The organism is Nonomuraea sp. H19, from assembly GCF_052068215.1.
Classification (GTDB): domain Bacteria; phylum Actinomycetota; class Actinomycetes; order Streptosporangiales; family Streptosporangiaceae; genus Nonomuraea.
In genome coordinates, this window is sequence record NZ_JBQHCV010000012.1 from 286,265 (window position 1) to 305,642 (window position 19,378).

The window sequence follows — 19,378 nt, forward strand, 5'->3', positions numbered from 1 at the left end:
CTTGGCGCATGCGAGGAGTAATCATGGAGAAACGCTTGCTGCGCGCCCTTGTGGCCGCCGCCACTGCCGTTGTCGCCGCTTCCGGGCTCACCGGGTGCTCCGGCGACACGAGCAGCGCCGAGGGCGCGCCGGACGGAACCACGAGCAGCGCCCAGGCCACGGCGGGCGGAACCGCCATTTCCGCCGCACGCTGCGCCCAGAACAAGGCGGCCGGCAAGATCACCTACTTGACGGGCTACTACTACCAGGCTTCGGCGTCCATCCTGGAGTATCTCGCCGCGGAGAAGCTGGGCTATTTCGATGCCCTGTGCCTCGACGTCGACATCAAGCCCGGGACCGGCAACACCGGTCAGAACACCAAGCTCCTGGCCAGCGGGCAGGTCACCATCAGCCCGGTCAGCGAGCAGGACGTGATCCAGGCCCGCGACAACGGGGTCGGCATCCTCGGCATCTCCGCCTATTCGAACGCCGGCCTCGAGGTGCTGATGACGATGCCGGCCATCACCGATCTCAAGCAGCTCAACGGCACCACCCTGGGGCAGAAGGGCAGCCTGCCGGTGGGGATCAGCGCCATGCTGACCAAGGCGGGCGCGGACGTCCCCTCCATCAAACAGGTCGTCGTCGGCTACGACCCGTCCATCCTGCCTCGTGGCCAGGTCCAGTCCCTGACGGGATTCATCTCCAACGAGCCGAACCTGCTCGCGGCCGCCGGCCAGCAGGTGAAGGTTTGGCGGCCCTACGACTACCACGTTCCCGGCTCGCTCGGCGGAATGGCGGCCAACCCGGACTTCGCCGCCAAGCACCGGACCGCCGTCGAGGATTTCCTGCGGGCCGGCCTGCACGCCTACGACTACTGCTCCACCAAGGGTGAGGAATGCGTCGGGTACGCCGCCGACCTTTCTGACGGAGGATACGACAAGGCGCAGAACCTGAAGATCTGGCAGACCGAGGTCGCGCTGGTGCAGCAGACCAAAACGCCGGACACCCCGCTCGGGCTCGTCGACATGGACAACGTCACCGCATTGGCAGAGTTGCTGGCCAAGCATTCAATGGTGAAGAAGACGAGCGCCGCGGAGGCGAAGTCCTTCTTCGACTCCTCGTACCTCACGGCCCTCTACCAGTCGGGTCAGCTGGCCTGGCCGGCTGCCTGATGTCAACGCGCATACCGGAAGGCGGCATCGTGTCCCCGAAAGAATATGGAATCTTCCTCCCCATAGGCAGCGGAGGGTGGATGCTCTCCACCACCGCGCCGCATCCCGAAGCCACTTACGCGTACAACAAGCGTGCGGCGCTGCATGCCGAAGCCATCGGTCTGGATTTCATCATGTCCATGGCGAAATGGCGCGGCTTCGGCGGCACCACCGACCACTGGGGCGAAAGCCTGGAGTCGATGACGATGATGGCGGCCCTGGCCGAGGCGACCGAGCGCGTGAAAATTTGGGCGACCATGCACGCGAACATCCATCACCCCGCTATCGCGGCCAAGATGTTCACCACCCTGCAGCAGATTTCCCAGGGCCGCGCCGGGATGAACATCGTCAATGGGGCGTACGCGGGGGAGTTCCAGCAGTTCGGCCTCTGGGACGCCGACCTCTCCCACGCCGATCGTTACCGGATGACCACTGAGTGGACGCAGGCGGTGACGCGGCTGTGGTCGGAGCACGCGGTCACCATGAAGAGCGACTTCTTCACGCTGGACAACTGTGAATCGCGGCCCCATCCCGAAACCCGGCCGACCCTCATCAGCGCCGGTCGTTCGGCGGGCGCGCGGGAGTTTCAGGCCGCCTACGCGGACGGAGCCTTCCTCGGGGCCGACACCCTCGAGGAAATGCGGGCCCTTTCCCGGGACGTCCATGACAAGGCCGCGAAGCTGGGCCGGACGGTCAAGACGTACTCGATGCTCACCGTGGTCCAGGACGAGACGGACGCCGCCGCCGAGGAAAAAGTCCGCCGGTGGGGCGAGGGAGTGGACCGCGAAGCGCTGGCCGCCATGCGCTCGTCCTGGGGCATAGCGGAGCAGCAGGCGCGTGCCTGGGCGAAGGGCGCCACCGGTGAGGCGGCGTTCCAGACCCCGTATGTGAGCGGATCCACCGACACCATCATCGAGCACATCGCGACGATCGTGCGTGAAGGCGAGCTCGACGGGCTGATGCTGATCTTCCCGGAGTACGACGAAGACATGCTGCTCTTCGGCGAGACCGTGCTTCCCGCCCTGCGGGCGATGGACGAGGCCTCCGCCTGATGGAAAGCCTCCGCCCACAGCAACTGTCCTTTCTGTCCTCGCCCGGCCGCCGGCCGGCGCTGCTCGTGGTCGACGTGCAGCGTTCCTTCGGCGATCCCGCGTTCCTGACCTCCTACGGCCTGGACGAGCAGGCTTCCGCACTCGTCGAGGGCGCCATCACGGAAACGTCGCGACTCGTCGAAGCCGCGCGCGCGGCTGGAGTGCCCGTTCTGTGGATCGAACTGGCGAGCGACCCGGAGAACCCGTGGCGGTCCAGCGCATGGTTCCGCGGCGGTGACCTCGATGCGCCACCGGATCCCGACGAACCCTGCGTCATCGGCACCCGCGGCGCCGAGTGGTTCCGGGTCGCGCCGGCCGAAGGGGAGCCGCGCGTGGCCAAGCGCCACTACAGCGGCTTCATCGGCACCGATCTCGAGGCCCGTCTGCGGGCCGAGGGGATCGACTGGGTCGCGGTCGCCGGCCTGACGACCGAATGCTGTGTCACCGCCACCGCCACGGATGCCTTCCAGCTCGGCTGGCCGGTCGTCGTTCCCGTCGACGCGGTGGCGGCCTATGACACGCGCCTCCAGAAGAACTCCCTCGAGCAGCTCGCGCTCAACGTGGCCGTGCTGTCCACAGCGGCCGAAATCGCCGCCCTGTGGAAGGAACGAGAGGCGGCGAACGACCTGGAGGTCCTCCGATGAGCGGAATGCACATCGCCTTCGACCTGTCCTTCACCCACACCGAGGGCCGCTGGGCGCGCGCGGGTTCATGGGTGGGGGGTGACTTCCCCGACGTGCGCATGTTCATGGAACTGGCGCAGACCGCGGAGCGCGCCGGCGTCGACATGCTTTTCTTCGGGGACGGCAGTGGGATCCCGGACACCTGGCGCGGCTCGATCGAACCGGCCGTGGAGTGGGGAATCCAGTGGCCGAGACACGACATGGCACCGGTCATCGCGGCCATGTCCACGGTCACCTCGTCGATCGGCTTCGGCCTGACCTACTCGTCGACGTTCATGCACCCCTTCTACGTGGCGCGCCTGCTGAACTCTCTCGACCACGTGACGGGTGGCCGCATCGCGTTCAACGTGGTCACCTCCACCCGGAGCGCCGACGCCGCCAACTATGGCTTCGACGAGCTTCTCGAGCATGGCCTGCGCTACGAACGCATGGAGGAGTTCGTCGACGTCTGTCAGGCGTTGTGGGATTCGGTCGCGCCGGATGCGATCGTCCGCGACCGGGACTCCGGCCGGTTCGCCGATCCGGCGAAGGTCTCACCGATCCATCACCGCGGCCGGTTCTTCACCGTCAAGGGACCGCTGCCGGCCGTACCGAGCCCGCAGATCCGCCCGGTGCTGGTCCAGGCAGGAAACTCGCCCCGCGGTATCGCGGCGTCGGCCCGGTTCGCCGAAGTGGTCTTCGGTTTCGGCGCGAACCTCAGTGGCCAGCAGCGGCACCGGCGGATGCTCGACGAGGCACTGATCGCCGAAGGGCGCAAGCCGGAGAGCGTCGGCATTCTCTGGGCGACACAGGTGATCGTCGCGCGAACGGAGGACGAGGCCCGCACGCGGCGTGCGGAAGTGCTGGACTTCTGGGACGAGGAGGCGGTCGGCGCGTACCTTTCCCACAACATGGGCTATGACCTGTCCAAGCTCCCGGCGAAGTTCCTGCTCGGCGACCTCCGCGACAAGCTCCATGCCGCGCAGGCCACCCAGGCCGGGCTCGTGTCCCGGCTGGCCGGGGAGTACGGCGACGGCTACCGCATGGGCCGGGCAGAGTTCTTCGAGCACGGCTGGAAGAGCGCCACGGGTATCGACCACACGCTCACCGGAAGCCCGGGCGCAGTCGCCGACGCGCTGGAGGAGAACTTCGCCGCGACCGGCTCCCGCGGCGGCTACATGTTCTCCAGCCCGCTGGGCATGCCTTCGGGGCTCAACGACATCGCCGAACTGCTCGTCCCGGAGCTCCGTCGCCGTGGCTCACTCGCCCCCCGGTACGCCGGCCGAACGCTCCGCGAGAACCTCGCCCCATGAAGCGGTCCGCCCGCTCGGGACCCACCGAGCACACCATCCGTCAGGCGCCGACTCGCCGCGACTGGCTGGCCCTCGCCGCCCTCTGCATCGGATTCTTCCTGCTGCTCGTGGACAGCACGATCATCTCGGTGGCGCTGCCGGCGCTCATGAAAGATCTCGGGGCCGGAGAGCAGACCGCGATCTGGGTCAACAGCGCCTACCTCTTCGCCTATGCCATCCCGCTCCTGGTGGCAGGCCGGCTCGGCGACCGGTTCGGCGCGCGGGGGATCTACCTTCTCGGGCTGGGACTCTTCACGGCCGCCTCGCTGTTGTGCGCGCTTTCCCCGACCACCGGGATCCTCATCCTGTGGCGCGTGGTGCAAGGGCTGGGAGCGGCGCTCATGACGCCACAGAGCATGACGATCATACGAAGGATCTTCACCTTTCCGGCACTCGCGACGGCGCTGGGGATCTGGGCGTCGGTAGGGGGAACGGCCGCGGTAAGCGGGCCGCTCCTCGGCGGCGTCCTGGTGGGGACGTGGGGCTGGCAGTCGATATTCCTGGTCAACGTTCCCATCGGGATCGCGGCCTGGATCGCGGCCTGGCGCTGGATTCCGCGTTCCACCCGCCTGCCCGTCTCGATACCGCTCACGTCCGTGCTGATCAGCGGCGCCGGGGCGTTCGCCATAGTCGCGGGAATACACGAGGGCGCGGCCTCGCCGGGCGGCGTCGTGCTGGGGCTCATGCCGGCTTGGCTCCTCCTGTGCGTCGGCGCGGTGCTCGTCGGTGGCGTGGTGTACGCCCAGCGCAGCAGGCCGGACATCGCGTTGCTGCCGGTCGTGCTCTTCCGCGGCCGCGCATTCGTGATGGCCGCGCTCGGCAGCGCCGCAGCGTCCTTCACCGTCGGCGCGGCCATGATCCCCGTCATGATCTATCTCCAGGAGGACCGGGGACTGGATCCCTTCGAGGCGGCCCTCACGCTCGTCCCGATGGGCGTCGTCGCGGCGCTCGCGGCACCGTTCGCGGGCCGTTCGGTGAACTCGCGGGGGAGCCGTTTCACCGCGATCGTCGGCTCGGTATCCCTGACCGTTTCCATGGCGGCCGCCGCCGGGCTCGTGCTGACGGAAGCGAATGAGTGGAGTCTTTCCGGCGTTTTCGTGCTGTTCGGCTTCGCCAACGCCTTCATCTGGGCACCGCTCTCGGTCGCCGCGCTGACAGTGATACCGGACAGGCTCATGGGTGCTGCCGCGGGTGCCTACAACGCGGTCAAACAGGCGGGCGGGGTCCTCGGCAGTGCCGCGACCGCTGCGCTCCTCGCCGCCGCCTCCGAAGGTACGGCCCTTGCGGCGCTCGCCGGGTCCGCGGCGCTGTGCGTCGTGGCGGCCGCGCTGCTCGGACCTGAGGTGGGCTCATCAGAGCCCGGCCATCTGGGGAGAAAGGGCGCTGATTTGCTGGAATCGAACCCCGGCAGCTTCCTCGGCTATGCCGCCGGACCCGTCGTCCAAGGCGAGGGGAGGGGGAAGAAGCTGGGCTTCCCCACGGCGAACATCGACTTCGACCCGGCCACCCCGCTTCCGGGGGACGGGGTCTACGCGGGACGGTTGACGATCCTCGAGCGCACCGGCCTGGACGACGCCCGGCCTTCGCCCGAGCCGCTTGCGGCGCTCGTCTCGATCGGGTCGAACGCCACGTTCAACGCCACGACGCGGACGATCGAGGCGTACATCCTCGACTTCGACGAGGACATCTACGGTTGCCGGGCCGAGGTCTCGGTCGAGTGGCTCATCCGTCCCCAGATCAAATTCGAGACCGTCGACGACCTCATCGCCCAGATGGACCAGGACGAGGTGCGCGGCCGGGAGTACTTCCAGTTGAAGAGATACGAGGTGACCGATGAGTGAAGACCGGATCGTGGTCCTGGTCGGCAATCCGAAGCCGGCTTCCCGTACGAGGGACGCGGCGGAGAGGCTGGCACGGGGGCTGGGAGACGAGATAAGTGTCATCGAGCTCTCGGAGTTCGGCGCGGCCCTGCTGGACTGGACGAACGCGGAGGTGCAGGCGGCGGTCGACACGGTGGCCAAGGCCGACGTGCTCATCGTGGCCTCGCCCACGTTCAAGGCGACCTACACGGGTCTGCTCAAGCTCTTCCTCGAGCGGTTTCCCGGCCAGAGCGGGCTCGCCGGCGTCGTCGGGATTCCTGTGATGCTCGGTGCGGCGCCCATGCATGCGATGGCACCGGAGACGCACCTCAAACCGCTCCTCGTCGAGCTCGGTGCGACCTGCCCGGCTCCATCCCTGTACCTGATCGACAGCACCTACGGGACCGACGGGTCCCTGGAATCCTGGCTGGACTCGTGGCGAGCGGTCGTCCTTCGCGGCGTCGGCGGGAGGGAACGCACATGATCAGGCCCTACGTCGACGATGTCCACGCTCTCCGCAGGGTGTTCTCGGGATTTCCGTCCGGCGTCGCGGCGCTCGCCGCCGTCGTCGACGGCGACCCGGCCGTTCTCGTGGTCTCGTCGTTCAGCGTGGGGGTGTCCCAGGATCCCCCGCTCGTGCTCTGCTCGGTCCAGCGGTCGTCGACGACCTGGCCTCTGCTCGCGAAGGCCCCGGCCATCGGCGTGTCCGTGCTCGGCGAGGGCCATACGGAGAAGGCCCGCCAACTCGCGTCCCGGGAGAGGGACACCCGACTTGATGGAATCGACACCCTGGCGTCCGGTTCCGGGTCGATGTTCCTGCACGGTGCGGCGATCTGGCTGGAATGCTCGATCGAGGCCGCGCACGACGCCGGCGATCACGAGATCATCGTCCTGCGCGTGCTGGGGTTCCGGGACGATTTCCCGCACCGGCCCCTGGTCTGGCATCGCTCGGCATTCATGACGTTGACGTCGAGCTCCGCCACCGCGTAGGTGGGATGTGCAGGGTCTTGACGGTCCGGTCGCCCCGCGAAGCCGGGGCGCATCCGGCGGGCCAAAGCGCTGCGGGAGCTGGGCTGCACGCTGGATGAGGTGCTCGACGCGCCTGCCGCGCACGACTCTGGCCGCCGAGCCGCATTTAATTTCACATGATACCGTATCGAATGAAAGGATAGTCGGTAATATGGCTTCATGACCGCTGATGTTCCTCGCAGAACCACCGCTTCGCGTGCGACCGACCGCCCTGGGGATGCCTCGCCTTTCGCTCTCGGCTTGCTGCTGCGCCGGGCGCACTGGCGCGCCGCCACGGTGATGACGGAGGCGCTTCGGCCGCTCGGCATCGAGTTGCGGCATTTCGCCGTGCTGATCGTGCTGGTCGACCGCGGGCCCACGGTGCAGCGGGACCTGGCGGCGGCGACGGGGTCGGACAAGGCCGGAATCATGCGGGTCGTGGACGACCTGGAGCGTAGGGGGCTGGCCGTACGCAAGACCGTTCCGGGGGACCGGCGGGTGCGGGCAGTGGAGATCACGCCTCAGGGCGTCGAGCTTTTCGACGCAGCCCATGTGGCGGCGGAGTCACTGGCTGAGCGTCTGGTTGCCGAACTGGGGCCCGGCGAGCCCGAGCAGCTGAGGGATCTGCTGACCCGGTTCGCCTATCCCTCAGGCGGCGAGGCCTGAGCCCTGCTGCGCGCGTCCACGGCCGGCGTGAAGATCGTTCCTGTGGCGCGGCAGTAGATGACGGTGACGTTCGTCGGTTCCTGTACGAGTGAGCTTCCTCACGCCCACCAAATAGTATTGATTGATACTATTCCGACTGATACCGTTGTGAACGTAACGGTAACAGAAGCGTAGAGCGGATGGGGAGGTCACGATCATGGATGTCTACGAGGCGGTCACGAGCCGGCGGGCGGTACGCGGATTCACCGACCGGCCTGTCCCGAGGGAGGTGCTGGAGCGCGTGCTGTCGGCCGCGGCCTGGTCGCCATCCGGCTCGAACCTCCAGCCGTGGCGCGTCTACGTGCTGACCGGCGAGCCACTGGCCGAGCTCAAGAACCGCGCCGGCGAGCGTCTGGCCACAGGCGACCCCTGGGACGAGCGGGAGTACGAGATGTACCCGCCCGCACTGAAGTCCCCGTACCGCGAGCGCCGATCCGCCTTCGGCCGGGAGCGCTACGGCGCACTCGGCATTGCGCGCGATGACTGGGAGGCGCGCCAGAGGGCCGCTGCCGAGAACTGGGACTGTTTCGGCGCGCCCGCCGCCCTGTTCTGCTACATCGACCGCGACCTGGGCCCGCCCCAATGGGCCGACGTCGGCATGTATCTGCAGACCGTCATGCTGCTGCTCCGCGCCGAAGGACTGCACAGTTGCCCGCAGATGGCGTGGTCGGTGTATCGCAAGACCGTCGCGGAGATCCTGCAACCCCCGGACGGGCTCATCCTCTTCTGCGGTATGTCGATCGGGTTCGAGGACGTCACGGTGGATCACCCCCGTACGGGCCGCGCGCCGATCGAGGAGACGGTCACGTTCGTCGAGGGTTCCAGTCCTGCAGGCGCATGCGGCGTGACCGGGGCGTCTCCCGCCTGGAGTGGCTGTCGTCGCTCGGTCCGGCCACGCCGTCGACTGGTCGAGCACCACGCAGAAGCTGCTACCGCACGCTGCCGCGGTCGATCCACGCGTCCAAGAAGATCGCGGACAAGCGCGTCCGCTCCAGCGGGCTGGACCGTGGTCTACCCGGCCACGCCGGTCCATGGCCACCGCCAAGGGCACATACAGCTCGGGGGACCGGCTGCCGATGAAAGGCAACCCACGATCAGCCGAGCGGACCTCGCCGCCTTTCATGCATCAGACGGCACACCGCAGCCACTGGCTCCAACGCAGTGCCGTGATCATCGCCTGACGACACTCGGCACGTGACTTCCTCCGGCTCCTGACGAAGCGGATTCCCGGCCCGTGCCACGGGGGAGTCCTGCTTCGGCGCCGGCCGAAGTGGCGATCCCGTTTTCTCGCAGGCACCACATCACATCACAAGGAGAGGCATGACCAACCAGTTCCGCCTCGGCGGCGACCTGACGATCGACCGGCTCGGCTTCGGCGCCATGCGCCTGCCCCAGGGCAGCCCGGGCGGGCCCGCCCGCGACCCTGAGTCCGGCCGCGCCGTCCTGCGCCGCGCCATTGAGCTCGGCGTCAACCACATCGACACCGCCGGCTTCTACCGCAGCGAGGACGGCTCGGTGCGCGCCAACACCCTGATTCGCGAGGCCCTGTCCCCGTACCCGGACGATCTGGTCATCGCTACCAAGGTCGGCCCGGTCTTCGGCCCCGGCGGTCCTGCTCAGGGCACCGCCGCCGAACTGCGACCCCAGGTCGAAGCCAACCTCGAAAGCCTGGGCCTGGATCGCCTGGACCTCGTCTACCTGCGCATCGGCATGATGGAGCCCCCGCACGGCGAGTCGCTCGCCGAACGCTTCGAGGTGCTCGCCGCCCTGCGCGAGGAGGGGCTGATCCGCCACCTCGGCCTCAGCAACGTCGATGCCGGCCATCTCGCCGAGGCCCGCTCGATCGCCCCTGTCGCGGCCGTCCAGAACAACTTCCACATCGCCAACCGTGAGGAGACGGCCGTCCTGGACGCCTGCACGCAGGCCGGCATCGCCTTCGTCCCCTTCTTCCCTCTCGGCGGCGGCAGGGCCGACATCAACGCGCCCGGCCTGGTCAAGGTCGCCGAACGGCACGGCGCCACCGCCCAGCAGATCGCCCTGGCCTGGCTGCTGGCCCTGTCCCCGGTCACCCTGGCCATCCCGGGCACCGGTTCCGTGGCTCACCTGGAGGAGAACCTGACCGCCCGGTCGATCACCCTCACCGGGCAGGACCTCGCCGACCTCGCCTGATCGCAAAAGCGGGGCCCCTTCCACGCGGAGCGATCACGGCAACGACTTGAACGAACAAGTGGGCCGACGGTGTCACTGATTCGGTGGCCGCTCGGTCTTAGTTGAGGAACGAATCCGATCAGGCGCCGTGGTGAGAAAGGACGGACCATGAGGGTTACATATCGCCGGAGATTGGCCTCCTCGGCTCTCAACGGCGTCAGCGAGGGCGACTCGCCGGGTGGTCGCGGCTATGAGCAGCGTCAAGCCGTGACGGGCGACGAGGGGACGCGCTCCTCGTCATCGAGCCGCCCGGACGCGGGCCCGAAGCCGGTGGGCTTGCGCGCCCTTCCCCGTCCCGTGGCGGTGGTGGTAGGGGGCGGGGGAGTGCTCGGGGCCGCGCAGGTTGGTGTCGGGTACGCCTTGGAGCAGCGAGGATTCGTCCCGGACCTGATCATCGGAACCTCGGTGGGCGCCCTCAACGGAGCAATCGCGGCCGCCCGCCCCGGCAACGCCGCGCCATGGCTGGATCTCGTCTGGACCCACGCGCGTCCCCGTGAGGTGTTTCCGCTCGGCTACCTGTCCTCGCGGGCCAGTATCTTCGCCGATCGCGGCCTGCGCAGGCTGATCGCCCGGGCCGAGCTGCCGTCGCGCATCGAACAACTGGAAATCCCCTTCACCGCGGTGGCCATGGATCTGGCCACCGGCGCTCAGGCGCTGCTCGACCACGGAGATCTCGAGTCCGCGCTGCTGGCCAGCGCGGCCATTCCGGGGATCCTGCCCCCGGTGGATCGGGAAGGCCGGACGCTCGTCGACGGCGGAGTGATCGCCTTTGTCCCGGTACGGGCAGCCCTGCAGGCAGGGGCGGCCAGCGTGGTGGTGCTGTCGACCGGGCCGGCGAGACGACCGGAGCAGCCAGAAGGTGCTCGCGCAACCGCTGCTGATAGTCCGAAATCAATACATCTCCCCATGAGGCCGTGATCCGCCGCCCATTAAACCTGGGATCCCCGCCAACTGAAGGCGAGGGCGTTCACGAGTGCGTCGCCACCGGACTCTGCGGGAGGTCGACGGTGATGTCGAGGCCGCCGCCGGCCCGGGCGGTGACCGCGATCCGTCCCCGGTGGGCGAGCGTGACCGCGCGCACGATCGACAGTCCCAGCCCCAGACCGTCGGTACGGACGCGGGTCCCCTGCCCGTGCACGAACGGTTCCAGCAGCGTCTGCGCCTCCTCGGGCGGGATCTCGCGGCCGGTGTTGGAGATCCGCAGGACTGCGCGCCCACCCGCCGTACCCGTATCGACGACCAGCCGCCCGCCGGCTCGGTTGTAGCGGACCGCGTTGTCGACCAGGTTGCCGATCATCCGTTCCAGCAGGACTGGTTCGCCACTGACCGGTGCCGGCCGGAGCCGGGGTTGCACGGCGACGTCGGCGGCTGCCGCCCGCGCTCCGGCAGCGTCGAGGGCGGCGGCCGCGATAGCGGCCAGGTCGGCCGGTTCGCGCGCTCCGAGCCCGGCCTGGCTGCGCGCCAACAGCAGCAGCCCATCCAGGACGCGCTGCATGTGCTCGACGGCTCCGCGGACGTCGCCGGCCATCGCGAGCAGTTCGGCACGGCTGGGGTTTCCGTCCAGGGTGACGTCGATCGCGGTGCGCGCGGTGGTCAGCGGCGTGCGCAGCTCGTGGGCGGCGTTGGCGGTGAACAGCCGCCGGCTGTCCAGGATCCGGTCCCGCTCGGCGACGCCGCGCTGAATGCGGTCCAGCATCCCGTTGACCGTGCCCGCCAACGCCGACAGCTCGTCCGCGGGTGCGGTGACCGGGACCCGCTCGGTGAGGTTCTCGGCCGACAACCGCCGGGCGGTGGAGGAGATCACGCGGATCGGCCGCAGCACCCGACCGGCCACCAGCCAGCTCAGCACGGCGGCCAGAGCGGTCACCACGATGAGCGCCAGAGCGGCCTGGGGCAGCAGCGCGGACACGGTGTCGGCCTGCACCCGGTCGGCGAGAGCGCGCAGTCCCTCCGCCTGCGGGGGCATCAGCTGGGGCGTGCCCAGTGGGTCAGAGCCGGTCGGATCCAGGTGGGTGAAGAACGCGCGGCGCCGCATCATCAGCAGGTAGGTCAACCCGGTCAGCGCGGCGCCGGCGGCCAGCACCAGGGCGGTCTGCAGCAAAGCGAGCCGGGCCCGGGCGGTCAGCCGGACCATGCCCAGCCTCCGATTCGGTAGCCGGCGCCGGTGACGGTCTCGACCAGCGGCGGGTCGCCGAGCTTGCGGCGCAGCGTGCCGACGGTGATCCGGATGGCATTGGTGAACGGGTCCGCGTGCTCGTCCCACACCTTGTCCAGCAGGGTCTCCGCGCTGACCACGTCACCGCCGGCGGCGAGCAGTTGCTCGAGCACGCCGAACTCCTTGGGCGTCAGGCGCAGCAGCCGCCCGTCCCGCTCGGCGCTACGCCGGGCCGGATCCAGCACCACGCCGGCGGCGCGCAGCACCGGCGGGCGGGCCGGTGCGCTGCGCCGTACCAGGGCGTGGACCCGCGCGACCAGCTCGGAGAACGCGAACGGCTTGCCCAGGTAGTCGTCCGCGCCCAGCATCAGCCCGCCGACCCGGTCCTCCACAGCGTCGGACGCGGTCAGCATCAGCACCCGCGACCTACCCCGCTGGGCGAGCCGGCGGCACACCGCGTCGCCGTGCACGAGTGGCAGGTCCCGGTCCAGGACCACCACGTCGTACGGCGTGATCTCGCACTTGTCGAGAGCACTTTGGCCGTCGAGGGCGACGTCGACGGTGAAGCCGTGCTTGCGCAGCCCGGCTTCGATGTATCCGGCCAGGGGTTGCTCGTCTTCGACCAAGAGCACGCGCATCCGGGCAGTATCGCAACGCCCGCATATGGAACGGATATGGTCCGCCGATCGGCCACCGATCGGTGCCGGCCGGTAGATGTGGTCACCCTTCAAGTCCCGTCGGGAAAGGGTGATCGACCATGACGACCACGCACCAAAGAGAGAAGACCTCGGCAATGCGGCGTGGGAGAACCGTTGGCATGGCCGTCGGGGTGGCATGCGCGGTGCTGGCGTTGAGCGTCCCGGCACCCGCAGCCGCCGCCCAGGTCGAGCTGGGAGACGTCCAGCAGGCGATAGAGAACGTGGCGAAGATCGACGGAGTGGTGGGGACCATCGGAGAGGTGTACGTCGACGGCAAGCGGGCGGGCCAGGGGACGGCGGGTTCACGCCTGCTCAACGGCAAGGGCGGGCGCATCCCCCCGACTTCCCGTTACCGGGTTGGGTCCCAGACCAAGCTGATGACGGCCACGGTGCTGCTGCAACTTGTCAAGGAGGGCAAGCTCGGTCTGGATGACAAGCTGGCCGACGTTCTGCCAGAGGTGGCCGAGCACGACTGGGTGGATCGGGCCGGTGAAATCACCGTGCGGCAGCTGATCCGGCACACCTCGGGCATCCCCGACTTCTTCGCCTCCGAGCAGTTCGACGACCCCTTCGACTTCACGACCTACTATCCTCCGATCGACCTGGTGAAGGCGTCGCGCAAGCTGCCACGCACGGGGGAGCCGGGCGAGAGGTTCTCCTACTCCAATACCAACTACGTTCTCCTCGGCCTGATCATCGAGAAAGTGACCGGCCGTAGCCTGTCTGCCGAGCTGACCCGGCGTCTTTTCGCGCCTCTCGGGATGAGCCGCACCTATCTGCCCACCAGGCCTCCTCAGGGCATCAAGGGCCCGCACGGGCACGGCTACCACCCCGACGCCGAGGGCAGGCCGCGCGACGTGGACCGGCAGAACGCAAGCCTTGGTGGCGCGGCCGGAGGGGTCATCTCCACCGCGCACGATGTCAGCGCCTTCTACCGCGCGCTCGGCCAGGGCCGGCTGCTGCCATCGGATCTGCAACGAACGGTAGGACAGCCGCTGCCCAGTCTGTGTGGCGGAACGGTCGCGCCGGTTGCGGGCAATGGCCCCGGCTTCCTGGCCGTGACCTTCACCTCGGCCGACGGCCGCCGTCAGTTCGCCGTGTCCACCACATTGAAGATCCAGAATGAGCAGGCCATGGCCGTCGGTGACGCCATCGACAAGGCCGCAGAAGCCGTGCTCTGCCCCGGCCAATAGCCGGGAGCCATTCGTCGACCGCGATATCCACCCACATGAGTGAAGGAGACCCATCAGCGGCGAGCGTTCCCTCCTGACCGCGCTGGCCTGCACCGGCGTCCTGACGCTGGCGACGTCCGGCGCCGTGGCCACTGTACGGACCGAGGCCCCGCGGCCTACCAGGTGGGGGCCAACCGCGAACTGATCAACGGCATCGGCGTGGCGCCCGACCACTACCTGCCGCTGACCGCGAAGGACCTGCGCGAGGGCCGCGACCCGGCGATGGCTGCCGCAGCTGCTCGCCCCATCGGGTGGCGGATTTCGGAAGACAGGGGCTGACGACCTCCGGTCAGGAGCGTCCCGTTCCGAGGAGGCGCCTGCGGATTGCGGGTGTTCCGAACAGCACGCCCATGACGACGATCCACGCCAGCAGCACGGGCATTGGGTCCCCGCCCACCGGCAGTGTGAACAGGAGCACAGCCCAGGCCACGTAGGCGGTGATGAGCACAGTGACGACGATGCGGAGGGCGCGCATACGCTTCAGCCTATCGCGCAGGACCTCTGCCACCGGGGATGCATGCGGCACCCGCGACAGCACCCGTACGGTTGCCGGCACGTCGGTCCTCGCGGACCCACATCTCTGGCCACTTCGGCTGGCACGTGGCCAGATAGCGCGTCACCTGACATTCAGAGCCTCGACAGCCCAGAGTCGGGGAGATTGAGGGGGCGTTTCTGGATTGTTACCCGAAACAACAAACTCCCGGCCGACTGGGTCTTCCAAAGCAGGCCGTCCCGGAATACGTTGCCGCAAACAACATTCATCCGGGCCCCTCCGGAAGAAAGGACCCTGCACCATGCGCAAGGGGATCCTCAGCCTGACCGCCGCGGCAGCCGCGCTCGCCCTCGGTCTCACCGCCTGCGGGGGCGATAGCGGTCAGACCTCGTCGACTTCGCCGGCCACGGCCTCAGCTGCGAAGGCCGGGAAGATCGGTGTCATCCTGCCGGACAGCAAGTCCTCGGCCCGGTGGGAGACGGCGGACCGCAAATACCTGGAAGAGGCGTTCAAGGCCGCCGGCGTCGAGTACGACATCCAGAACGCCCAGAACGACAAGACGGCGTTCCAGACCATCGCCGACCAGATGATCACGAACGGCGCCACCGTTCTCATGATCGTCAACCTGGACAGCGGCACCGGCAAGACGGTCATCGACAAGGCCAGGTCGCAAGGCGTGGCCACCATCGACTACGACCGGCTGACGCTCGGCGGCGGCGCCGCTTACTACGTCAGCTTCGACAACACCAAGGTCGGCACCCTCCAGGGCGAAGGCCTGGCCAAGTGCCTGACCGACAAGAAGGCCGAGAAGCCGATCGTGGCCTACCTGAACGGCTCGCCCACGGACAACAACGCCACCCTGTTCAAGCAGGGGTACGACGGGGTGCTCAAGCCCAAGTTCGACGCGGGCGATTACGTCAAGGGCCCCGAGCAGTCGGTGCCCGACTGGGACAACACGCAGGCGGGGACGCTGTTCGAGCAGATGCTGACCGAGCAGCCGAAGATCGCCGGTGTCCTGGCCGCCAACGACGGCCTCGGCAACGCCGCCATCACCGTGCTGAAGAAGAACAACCTCAACGGCAAGGTGCCGGTGACCGGCCAGGACGCCACCGTCCAGGGCCTGCAGAACATCCTGGCAGGAGACCAGTGCATGACCGTCTACAAGGCGGTCAAGAAGGAGGCCGACGCCGCGGCCAAGCTCGCCGTGGCCCTGGCCAAGGGCGAGAAGCCGACGGCGAGCGGCAGCGTCAAGGACCCGGAGACCGGTAAGGACGTGCCTTCCGAACTGCTCGAACCGCAGGCCATCTACCTCGACAACGTCAAGGACGTCGTGGCCGACGGTTACGTGACCAAGGAAGAACTGTGCACGGGTGACTTCGCCGCGAAGTGCACCGAGGCCGGAATCCAATGAGTCCAAGGGGGCGCGGCAACCGCCGCGCCCCCTTTAGGGAGCACCATGACCCCCCTGCTTGAAGTGCGCGGGATCGACAAGAGCTTCGGTCCGGTCAAAGTCCTGCACAAGGTCGAGTTCTCCGCGTACGCCGGCGAGGTCACCGCGCTCGTCGGCGACAACGGCGCGGGCAAGTCGACGCTGGTCAAGTGCATCGGCGGCATCTACCCGATCGACTCGGGCGACATCATCTTCGACGGCCGCCCGGTCCAGATCCACACTCCCCGCGACGCGGGCGAGCTGGGGATCGAGATCGTCTACCAGGACCTGGCGCTCTGCGACAACCTCGACATCGTCCAGAACATGTTCCTCGGCAGGGAGCGCAAGAACGGCCTCCTGCTCGACGAGGACAGCATGGAGGAGCTGGCCGAGCAGACGCTCAGCAGCCTGTCCGTGCGTACGGTGAAGTCCATCAGGCAGCAGGTCTCCAGTCTGTCCGGCGGGCAGCGGCAGACCGTGGCCATCGCCAAGGCCGTGCTGTGGAACAGCAAGGTCGTCATCCTCGACGAGCCGACCGCGGCGCTGGGCGTCGCGCAGACCGCGCAAGTCCTCGAACTGGTGCGCCGGCTGGCCGACACCGGCCTGGCCGTCGTGCTCATCTCGCACAACATGAACGACGTCTTCGCCGTCTCCGACCGGATCGCGGCGCTCTACCTCGGCAGGATGGCCGCCCAGGTCAAGACCGCCGACGTGACGCACGCCCAGGTCGTTGAACTGATCACCGCGGGCCGCAGCGGCGATCTCGGCCTCAAGAACGGGGTCACCCCATGAACAAGGTCAAGGAACTCCCCGGCGAGGCCATCGTCGCCGCGCGGCAGGCCCCGTCGATCCACAACAGCTTCCGCGCCTACATCCAGCGGGTACGCGGCGGCGACATGGGGGCGCTGCCGGCCGTGCTCGGCCTGGTCGTGCTCTGCGTGGTCTTCGCCCTCGCCCGCCCCTCCTTCGTCACCGCGATCAACTTCGCCAACCTGTTCACCCAGGGCGCCGCCATCACGCTGATCGCGATGGGCCTGGTGTTCGTACTGCTGCTCGGCGAGATCGACCTGTCGGCCGGCTTCGCCAGCGGCGTGTGCGCGGCGGTCCTGGCCGTCACGCTCACGAGCATGGGCCTGCCGTGGTACGTGTGCGTGCTGGCCGCCATCCTCACCGGCGTGATCATCGGCACTGTGCTCGGCACGCTGGTGGCCAAGGTCGGCATCCCGTCGTTCGTCGTGACACTGGCCGCGTTCCTCGCCTTCCAGGGCCTGGTCCTGGTGCTGGTCGACGAGGGCACGAACATCTCCATCAGGGACAACGTGATCGTCGCGATCGCGAACAAGAACCTGCCGCCCTGGCTGGGCTGGGCGCTCTACGCCGGCTGCGTGGCGATCTACGCGGGCGTGCAGTTGCTGCGGGCCAACAAGCGCACCAAGCGCGGGCTGGTGGCCGACCCGCTGTCGCTGATCGCCTTCCGCGTGGGGATGCTCGCGCTCTTCGCCGGGCTCGCGGTCTTCGCGCTCAACCTGGAGCGCAGCCGCAACGCCGCGCTGGTCTCGCTGACCGGCGTGCCGATCGTGGTCCCCGTCATTCTGGTGCTGCTGGTCGCGTGGACGCTGGTGCTGCGCCGCACAGCGTTCGGGCGGCACCTGTACGCGGTCGGCGGCAACGCCGAGGCCGCCCGCAGAGCGGGCATCCCGGTCGACCGGATCAGGATCAGCGCGTTCGTGATCTGCTCGGCGATGGCCGCCATCGGCGGCATCGTGGCCGCCTCCAGGGCCAGTTCCGTCGACCCGAACACGGGCGGCAGCTCCGTCCTGCTGTACGCGGTCGGCGCGGCGGTCATCGGCGGCACGAGCCTGTTCGGTGGCAAGGGCAGGGTGCTCGACGCCGTGCTCGGCGGCGCTGTGGTGGCCGTGATCGAGAACGGCATGGGCCTGATGGGTTACGGAGCCAGCGTGAAATACCTGGTCACCGGGTCCGTCCTACTGCTCGCCGCGGGCGTCGACGCCCTGGCGCGCAAGCGGGCGGCTGCCGCTGGTCTAAGGTGATCAGCGACTCGCAGCCCCTGAAGGAACCCCAGACGATGCGTGCCGGCCCCTCTCAAGAGGACATCAGGCGCCACAACCTCGGCGCGCTCCTTCGCCATGTCCACCTGGGCGGGCCGATCTCGCGCGCCGAGCTGACCTCGAAGATGGGGCTCAACCGTAGCACGATCATGGCGCTGACCTCCGACCTCACCGCCGCGGGGCTGGTGCGCGAGGAACTGCCGCGGGAGACGGGCCGCGCCGGGCGGCCCTCCCTCGTGGTGCGGCCGGAGTCGGCGCGGGTCTACGTGTTCGCCTTCGACGTGAGCCCCGACCGGCTCGCCGTCGCCCGCGTCGGCCTGGGCGGGGTGATACTCGACCGCCGGGAGACGGTACGCGAGCGCGGCGTGTTCGAGCTCGACGAGCTGACCGGCGTGCTGGCCGGGTTCGCCCGCCAGATGCGGCGCAAGACCAGGGCCGACACGGTCTGCGTGGGCGCGGCCGCGGCCGTGTCGGGCGGCGTGCGCAAGGCCGACGGCGTGGTCAGCTTCGGCCCCAACCTGAAGGCCGAGGAGGTGCCGTTCGGTGAGGAGCTGGGTCGCAGGCTCGGCCTGGGCCTGCCGGTCAGCGTGGGCAACGACGCCAACCTGGCCGCACTCGCCGAGCACAGCCGCGGCGTCGGAGCCGCCGTCCGGGACCTCATCTACCTGCACGGCGACGTGGGGATCGGCGGCGGGATCATCGCGGCCGGGCATCTGCTCGGCGGTCACGACGGCTACGGTGGCGAAGTCGGCCACATGGTCGTCAACCCCGGCGGGCGCGCCTGCGGTTGCGGCTCGCACGGCTGCCTGGAGGCGGAAGTGGGGGAGCGGGCGCTGCTGGAGTCCGCGGGCCGGTTCGGCGCGGGGCAGCAGGGGCGTGAGGCGGTGCGGGCGGTGGTGGACGCCGCCGACCGCGGGGACATCGTGGCGCAGGAGGCGCTGAGCCGGATCGGTGACTGGCTCGGGCTGGGCGTGGCGAATCTGGTGAACATCTTCAACCCGGAAATGGTGATCTTCGGGGGGATGCTGCGGGAGGTTTACCTGGGGTCGGCGGCGCATGTGCGTACGCAGCTGACGTTGCACGCCATGGCGCCGCAGCGGGAGAAGTTGCGGCTGCGCACGTCGGCGCTGGGGGACGCGGCCACGCTGGTGGGCGCGGCCGAGCTGGCCTTCGCCCACGTCCTCGCCGACCCTCTGGAAGTCCTGGCCCGCGTCAACGCCTGATCCC

Annotated in this window: 20 protein-coding genes; 17 read left to right on the forward strand and 3 right to left on the reverse strand. The window is 68.8% G+C overall.

Annotation, left to right across the window (positions count from 1 at the left end; genetic code table 11):
- Positions 1 to 23 precede the first annotated feature (23 nt).
- From ACTMTI_RS27420 to ACTMTI_RS27470, 11 genes are all read left to right on the forward strand, one after another.
- Positions 24 to 1,151: an ABC transporter substrate-binding protein gene (locus tag ACTMTI_RS27420; RefSeq protein WP_441123399.1), complete on the forward strand. Its 1,128-nt coding sequence runs from the start codon at positions 24 to 26 to the stop codon at positions 1,149 to 1,151.
- The gene (locus tag ACTMTI_RS27425; protein ID WP_441123400.1) at positions 1,151 to 2,242 is read left to right on the forward strand and encodes an LLM class flavin-dependent oxidoreductase; all 1,092 of its coding nucleotides are present in this window, start codon (positions 1,151 to 1,153) and stop codon (positions 2,240 to 2,242) included. Before ACTMTI_RS27420 ends, ACTMTI_RS27425 begins: the two co-directional genes overlap by 1 nt.
- A 65-nt stretch (positions 2,243 to 2,307) precedes the next feature.
- A complete protein-coding gene (locus ACTMTI_RS27430; RefSeq protein ID WP_441123401.1) occupies positions 2,308 to 2,925 on the forward strand; it encodes a cysteine hydrolase family protein in 618 nt (205 codons plus the stop codon).
- Complete coding sequence (locus ACTMTI_RS27435; protein ID WP_441123402.1) at positions 2,922 to 4,256, forward strand: NtaA/DmoA family FMN-dependent monooxygenase; 1,335 nt, start codon at positions 2,922 to 2,924, stop codon at positions 4,254 to 4,256. The genes ACTMTI_RS27430 and ACTMTI_RS27435 overlap by 4 nt, the downstream gene beginning before the upstream one ends.
- Positions 4,253 to 6,136, forward strand: coding sequence for an MFS transporter (locus ACTMTI_RS27440; protein WP_441123403.1), 1,884 nt, complete (start codon positions 4,253 to 4,255; stop codon positions 6,134 to 6,136). The genes ACTMTI_RS27435 and ACTMTI_RS27440 overlap by 4 nt, the downstream gene beginning before the upstream one ends.
- Complete coding sequence (locus tag ACTMTI_RS27445; RefSeq protein WP_441123404.1) at positions 6,129 to 6,638, forward strand: NADPH-dependent FMN reductase; 510 nt, start codon at positions 6,129 to 6,131, stop codon at positions 6,636 to 6,638. The genes ACTMTI_RS27440 and ACTMTI_RS27445 overlap by 8 nt, the downstream gene beginning before the upstream one ends.
- The gene (locus tag ACTMTI_RS27450; RefSeq protein ID WP_441123405.1) at positions 6,635 to 7,144 is read left to right on the forward strand and encodes a flavin reductase family protein; all 510 of its coding nucleotides are present in this window, start codon (positions 6,635 to 6,637) and stop codon (positions 7,142 to 7,144) included. The genes ACTMTI_RS27445 and ACTMTI_RS27450 overlap by 4 nt, the downstream gene beginning before the upstream one ends.
- Positions 7,145 to 7,423: 279 nt before the next feature.
- A complete protein-coding gene (locus ACTMTI_RS27455) occupies positions 7,424 to 7,828 on the forward strand; it encodes a MarR family winged helix-turn-helix transcriptional regulator (RefSeq protein ID WP_441123406.1) in 405 nt (134 codons plus the stop codon).
- Between the two features lie 196 nt (positions 7,829 to 8,024).
- On the forward strand, positions 8,025 to 9,065 hold the full coding sequence (locus ACTMTI_RS27460) for a nitroreductase family protein (protein WP_441123407.1): 1,041 nt from the start codon (positions 8,025 to 8,027) through the stop codon (positions 9,063 to 9,065).
- A 122-nt stretch (positions 9,066 to 9,187) separates the two neighbouring features.
- A complete protein-coding gene (locus tag ACTMTI_RS27465) occupies positions 9,188 to 10,036 on the forward strand; it encodes an aldo/keto reductase (protein ID WP_441123408.1) in 849 nt (282 codons plus the stop codon).
- Between the two features lie 246 nt (positions 10,037 to 10,282).
- On the forward strand, positions 10,283 to 10,993 hold the full coding sequence (locus ACTMTI_RS27470; RefSeq protein WP_441123409.1) for a patatin-like phospholipase family protein: 711 nt from the start codon (positions 10,283 to 10,285) through the stop codon (positions 10,991 to 10,993).
- A 49-nt stretch (positions 10,994 to 11,042) separates the two neighbouring features.
- On the opposite strand, the gene ACTMTI_RS27475 is transcribed toward ACTMTI_RS27470, so the two are convergent.
- Positions 11,043 to 12,209: a sensor histidine kinase gene (locus ACTMTI_RS27475; protein WP_441123410.1), complete on the reverse strand. Its 1,167-nt coding sequence runs from the start codon at positions 12,207 to 12,209 to the stop codon at positions 11,043 to 11,045.
- Entirely contained in the window at positions 12,197 to 12,868 is a 672-nt protein-coding gene (locus ACTMTI_RS27480; protein ID WP_441123411.1) for a response regulator transcription factor, read from the reverse strand. Before ACTMTI_RS27480 ends, ACTMTI_RS27475 begins: the two co-directional genes overlap by 13 nt.
- Positions 12,869 to 13,047: 179 nt before the next feature.
- Here ACTMTI_RS27480 and ACTMTI_RS27485 point away from each other — a divergent pair, with 179 nt between their 5' ends.
- Together ACTMTI_RS27485 and ACTMTI_RS27490 are read left to right on the forward strand one after the other, a co-directional pair.
- Positions 13,048 to 14,121: a serine hydrolase domain-containing protein gene (locus ACTMTI_RS27485; RefSeq protein ID WP_441123412.1), complete on the forward strand. Its 1,074-nt coding sequence runs from the start codon at positions 13,048 to 13,050 to the stop codon at positions 14,119 to 14,121.
- Between the two features lie 162 nt (positions 14,122 to 14,283).
- Positions 14,284 to 14,439: a hypothetical protein gene (locus tag ACTMTI_RS27490; RefSeq protein WP_441123413.1), complete on the forward strand. Its 156-nt coding sequence runs from the start codon at positions 14,284 to 14,286 to the stop codon at positions 14,437 to 14,439.
- Positions 14,440 to 14,449: 10 nt separating this feature from the next.
- On the opposite strand, the gene ACTMTI_RS27495 is transcribed toward ACTMTI_RS27490, so the two are convergent.
- The gene (locus tag ACTMTI_RS27495; RefSeq protein WP_441123414.1) at positions 14,450 to 14,635 is read right to left on the reverse strand and encodes a hypothetical protein; all 186 of its coding nucleotides are present in this window, start codon (positions 14,633 to 14,635) and stop codon (positions 14,450 to 14,452) included.
- A gap of 319 nt (positions 14,636 to 14,954) precedes the next feature.
- On the opposite strand from ACTMTI_RS27495, the gene ACTMTI_RS27500 reads away from it, so the two are divergent.
- The 4 genes from ACTMTI_RS27500 to ACTMTI_RS27515 are packed head-to-tail and all read left to right on the forward strand — an operon-like array spanning position 14,955 to position 19,374.
- Positions 14,955 to 16,064, forward strand: a complete 1,110-nt coding sequence (locus ACTMTI_RS27500) for a sugar ABC transporter substrate-binding protein (RefSeq protein ID WP_441123415.1) — start codon at positions 14,955 to 14,957, stop codon at positions 16,062 to 16,064.
- 45 nt (positions 16,065 to 16,109) lie between these two features.
- Positions 16,110 to 16,874 (forward strand): ATP-binding cassette domain-containing protein, encoded by a 765-nt coding sequence (locus ACTMTI_RS27505; protein ID WP_441123416.1) that lies wholly within the window; start codon positions 16,110 to 16,112, stop codon positions 16,872 to 16,874.
- A complete protein-coding gene (locus ACTMTI_RS27510) occupies positions 16,871 to 18,133 on the forward strand; it encodes a sugar ABC transporter permease (protein WP_441123417.1) in 1,263 nt (420 codons plus the stop codon). Before ACTMTI_RS27505 ends, ACTMTI_RS27510 begins: the two co-directional genes overlap by 4 nt.
- A gap of 35 nt (positions 18,134 to 18,168) precedes the next feature.
- Positions 18,169 to 19,374, forward strand: coding sequence for an ROK family transcriptional regulator (locus ACTMTI_RS27515; protein WP_441123418.1), 1,206 nt, complete (start codon positions 18,169 to 18,171; stop codon positions 19,372 to 19,374).
- The last annotated feature ends 4 nt before the right edge of the window (positions 19,375 to 19,378 follow it).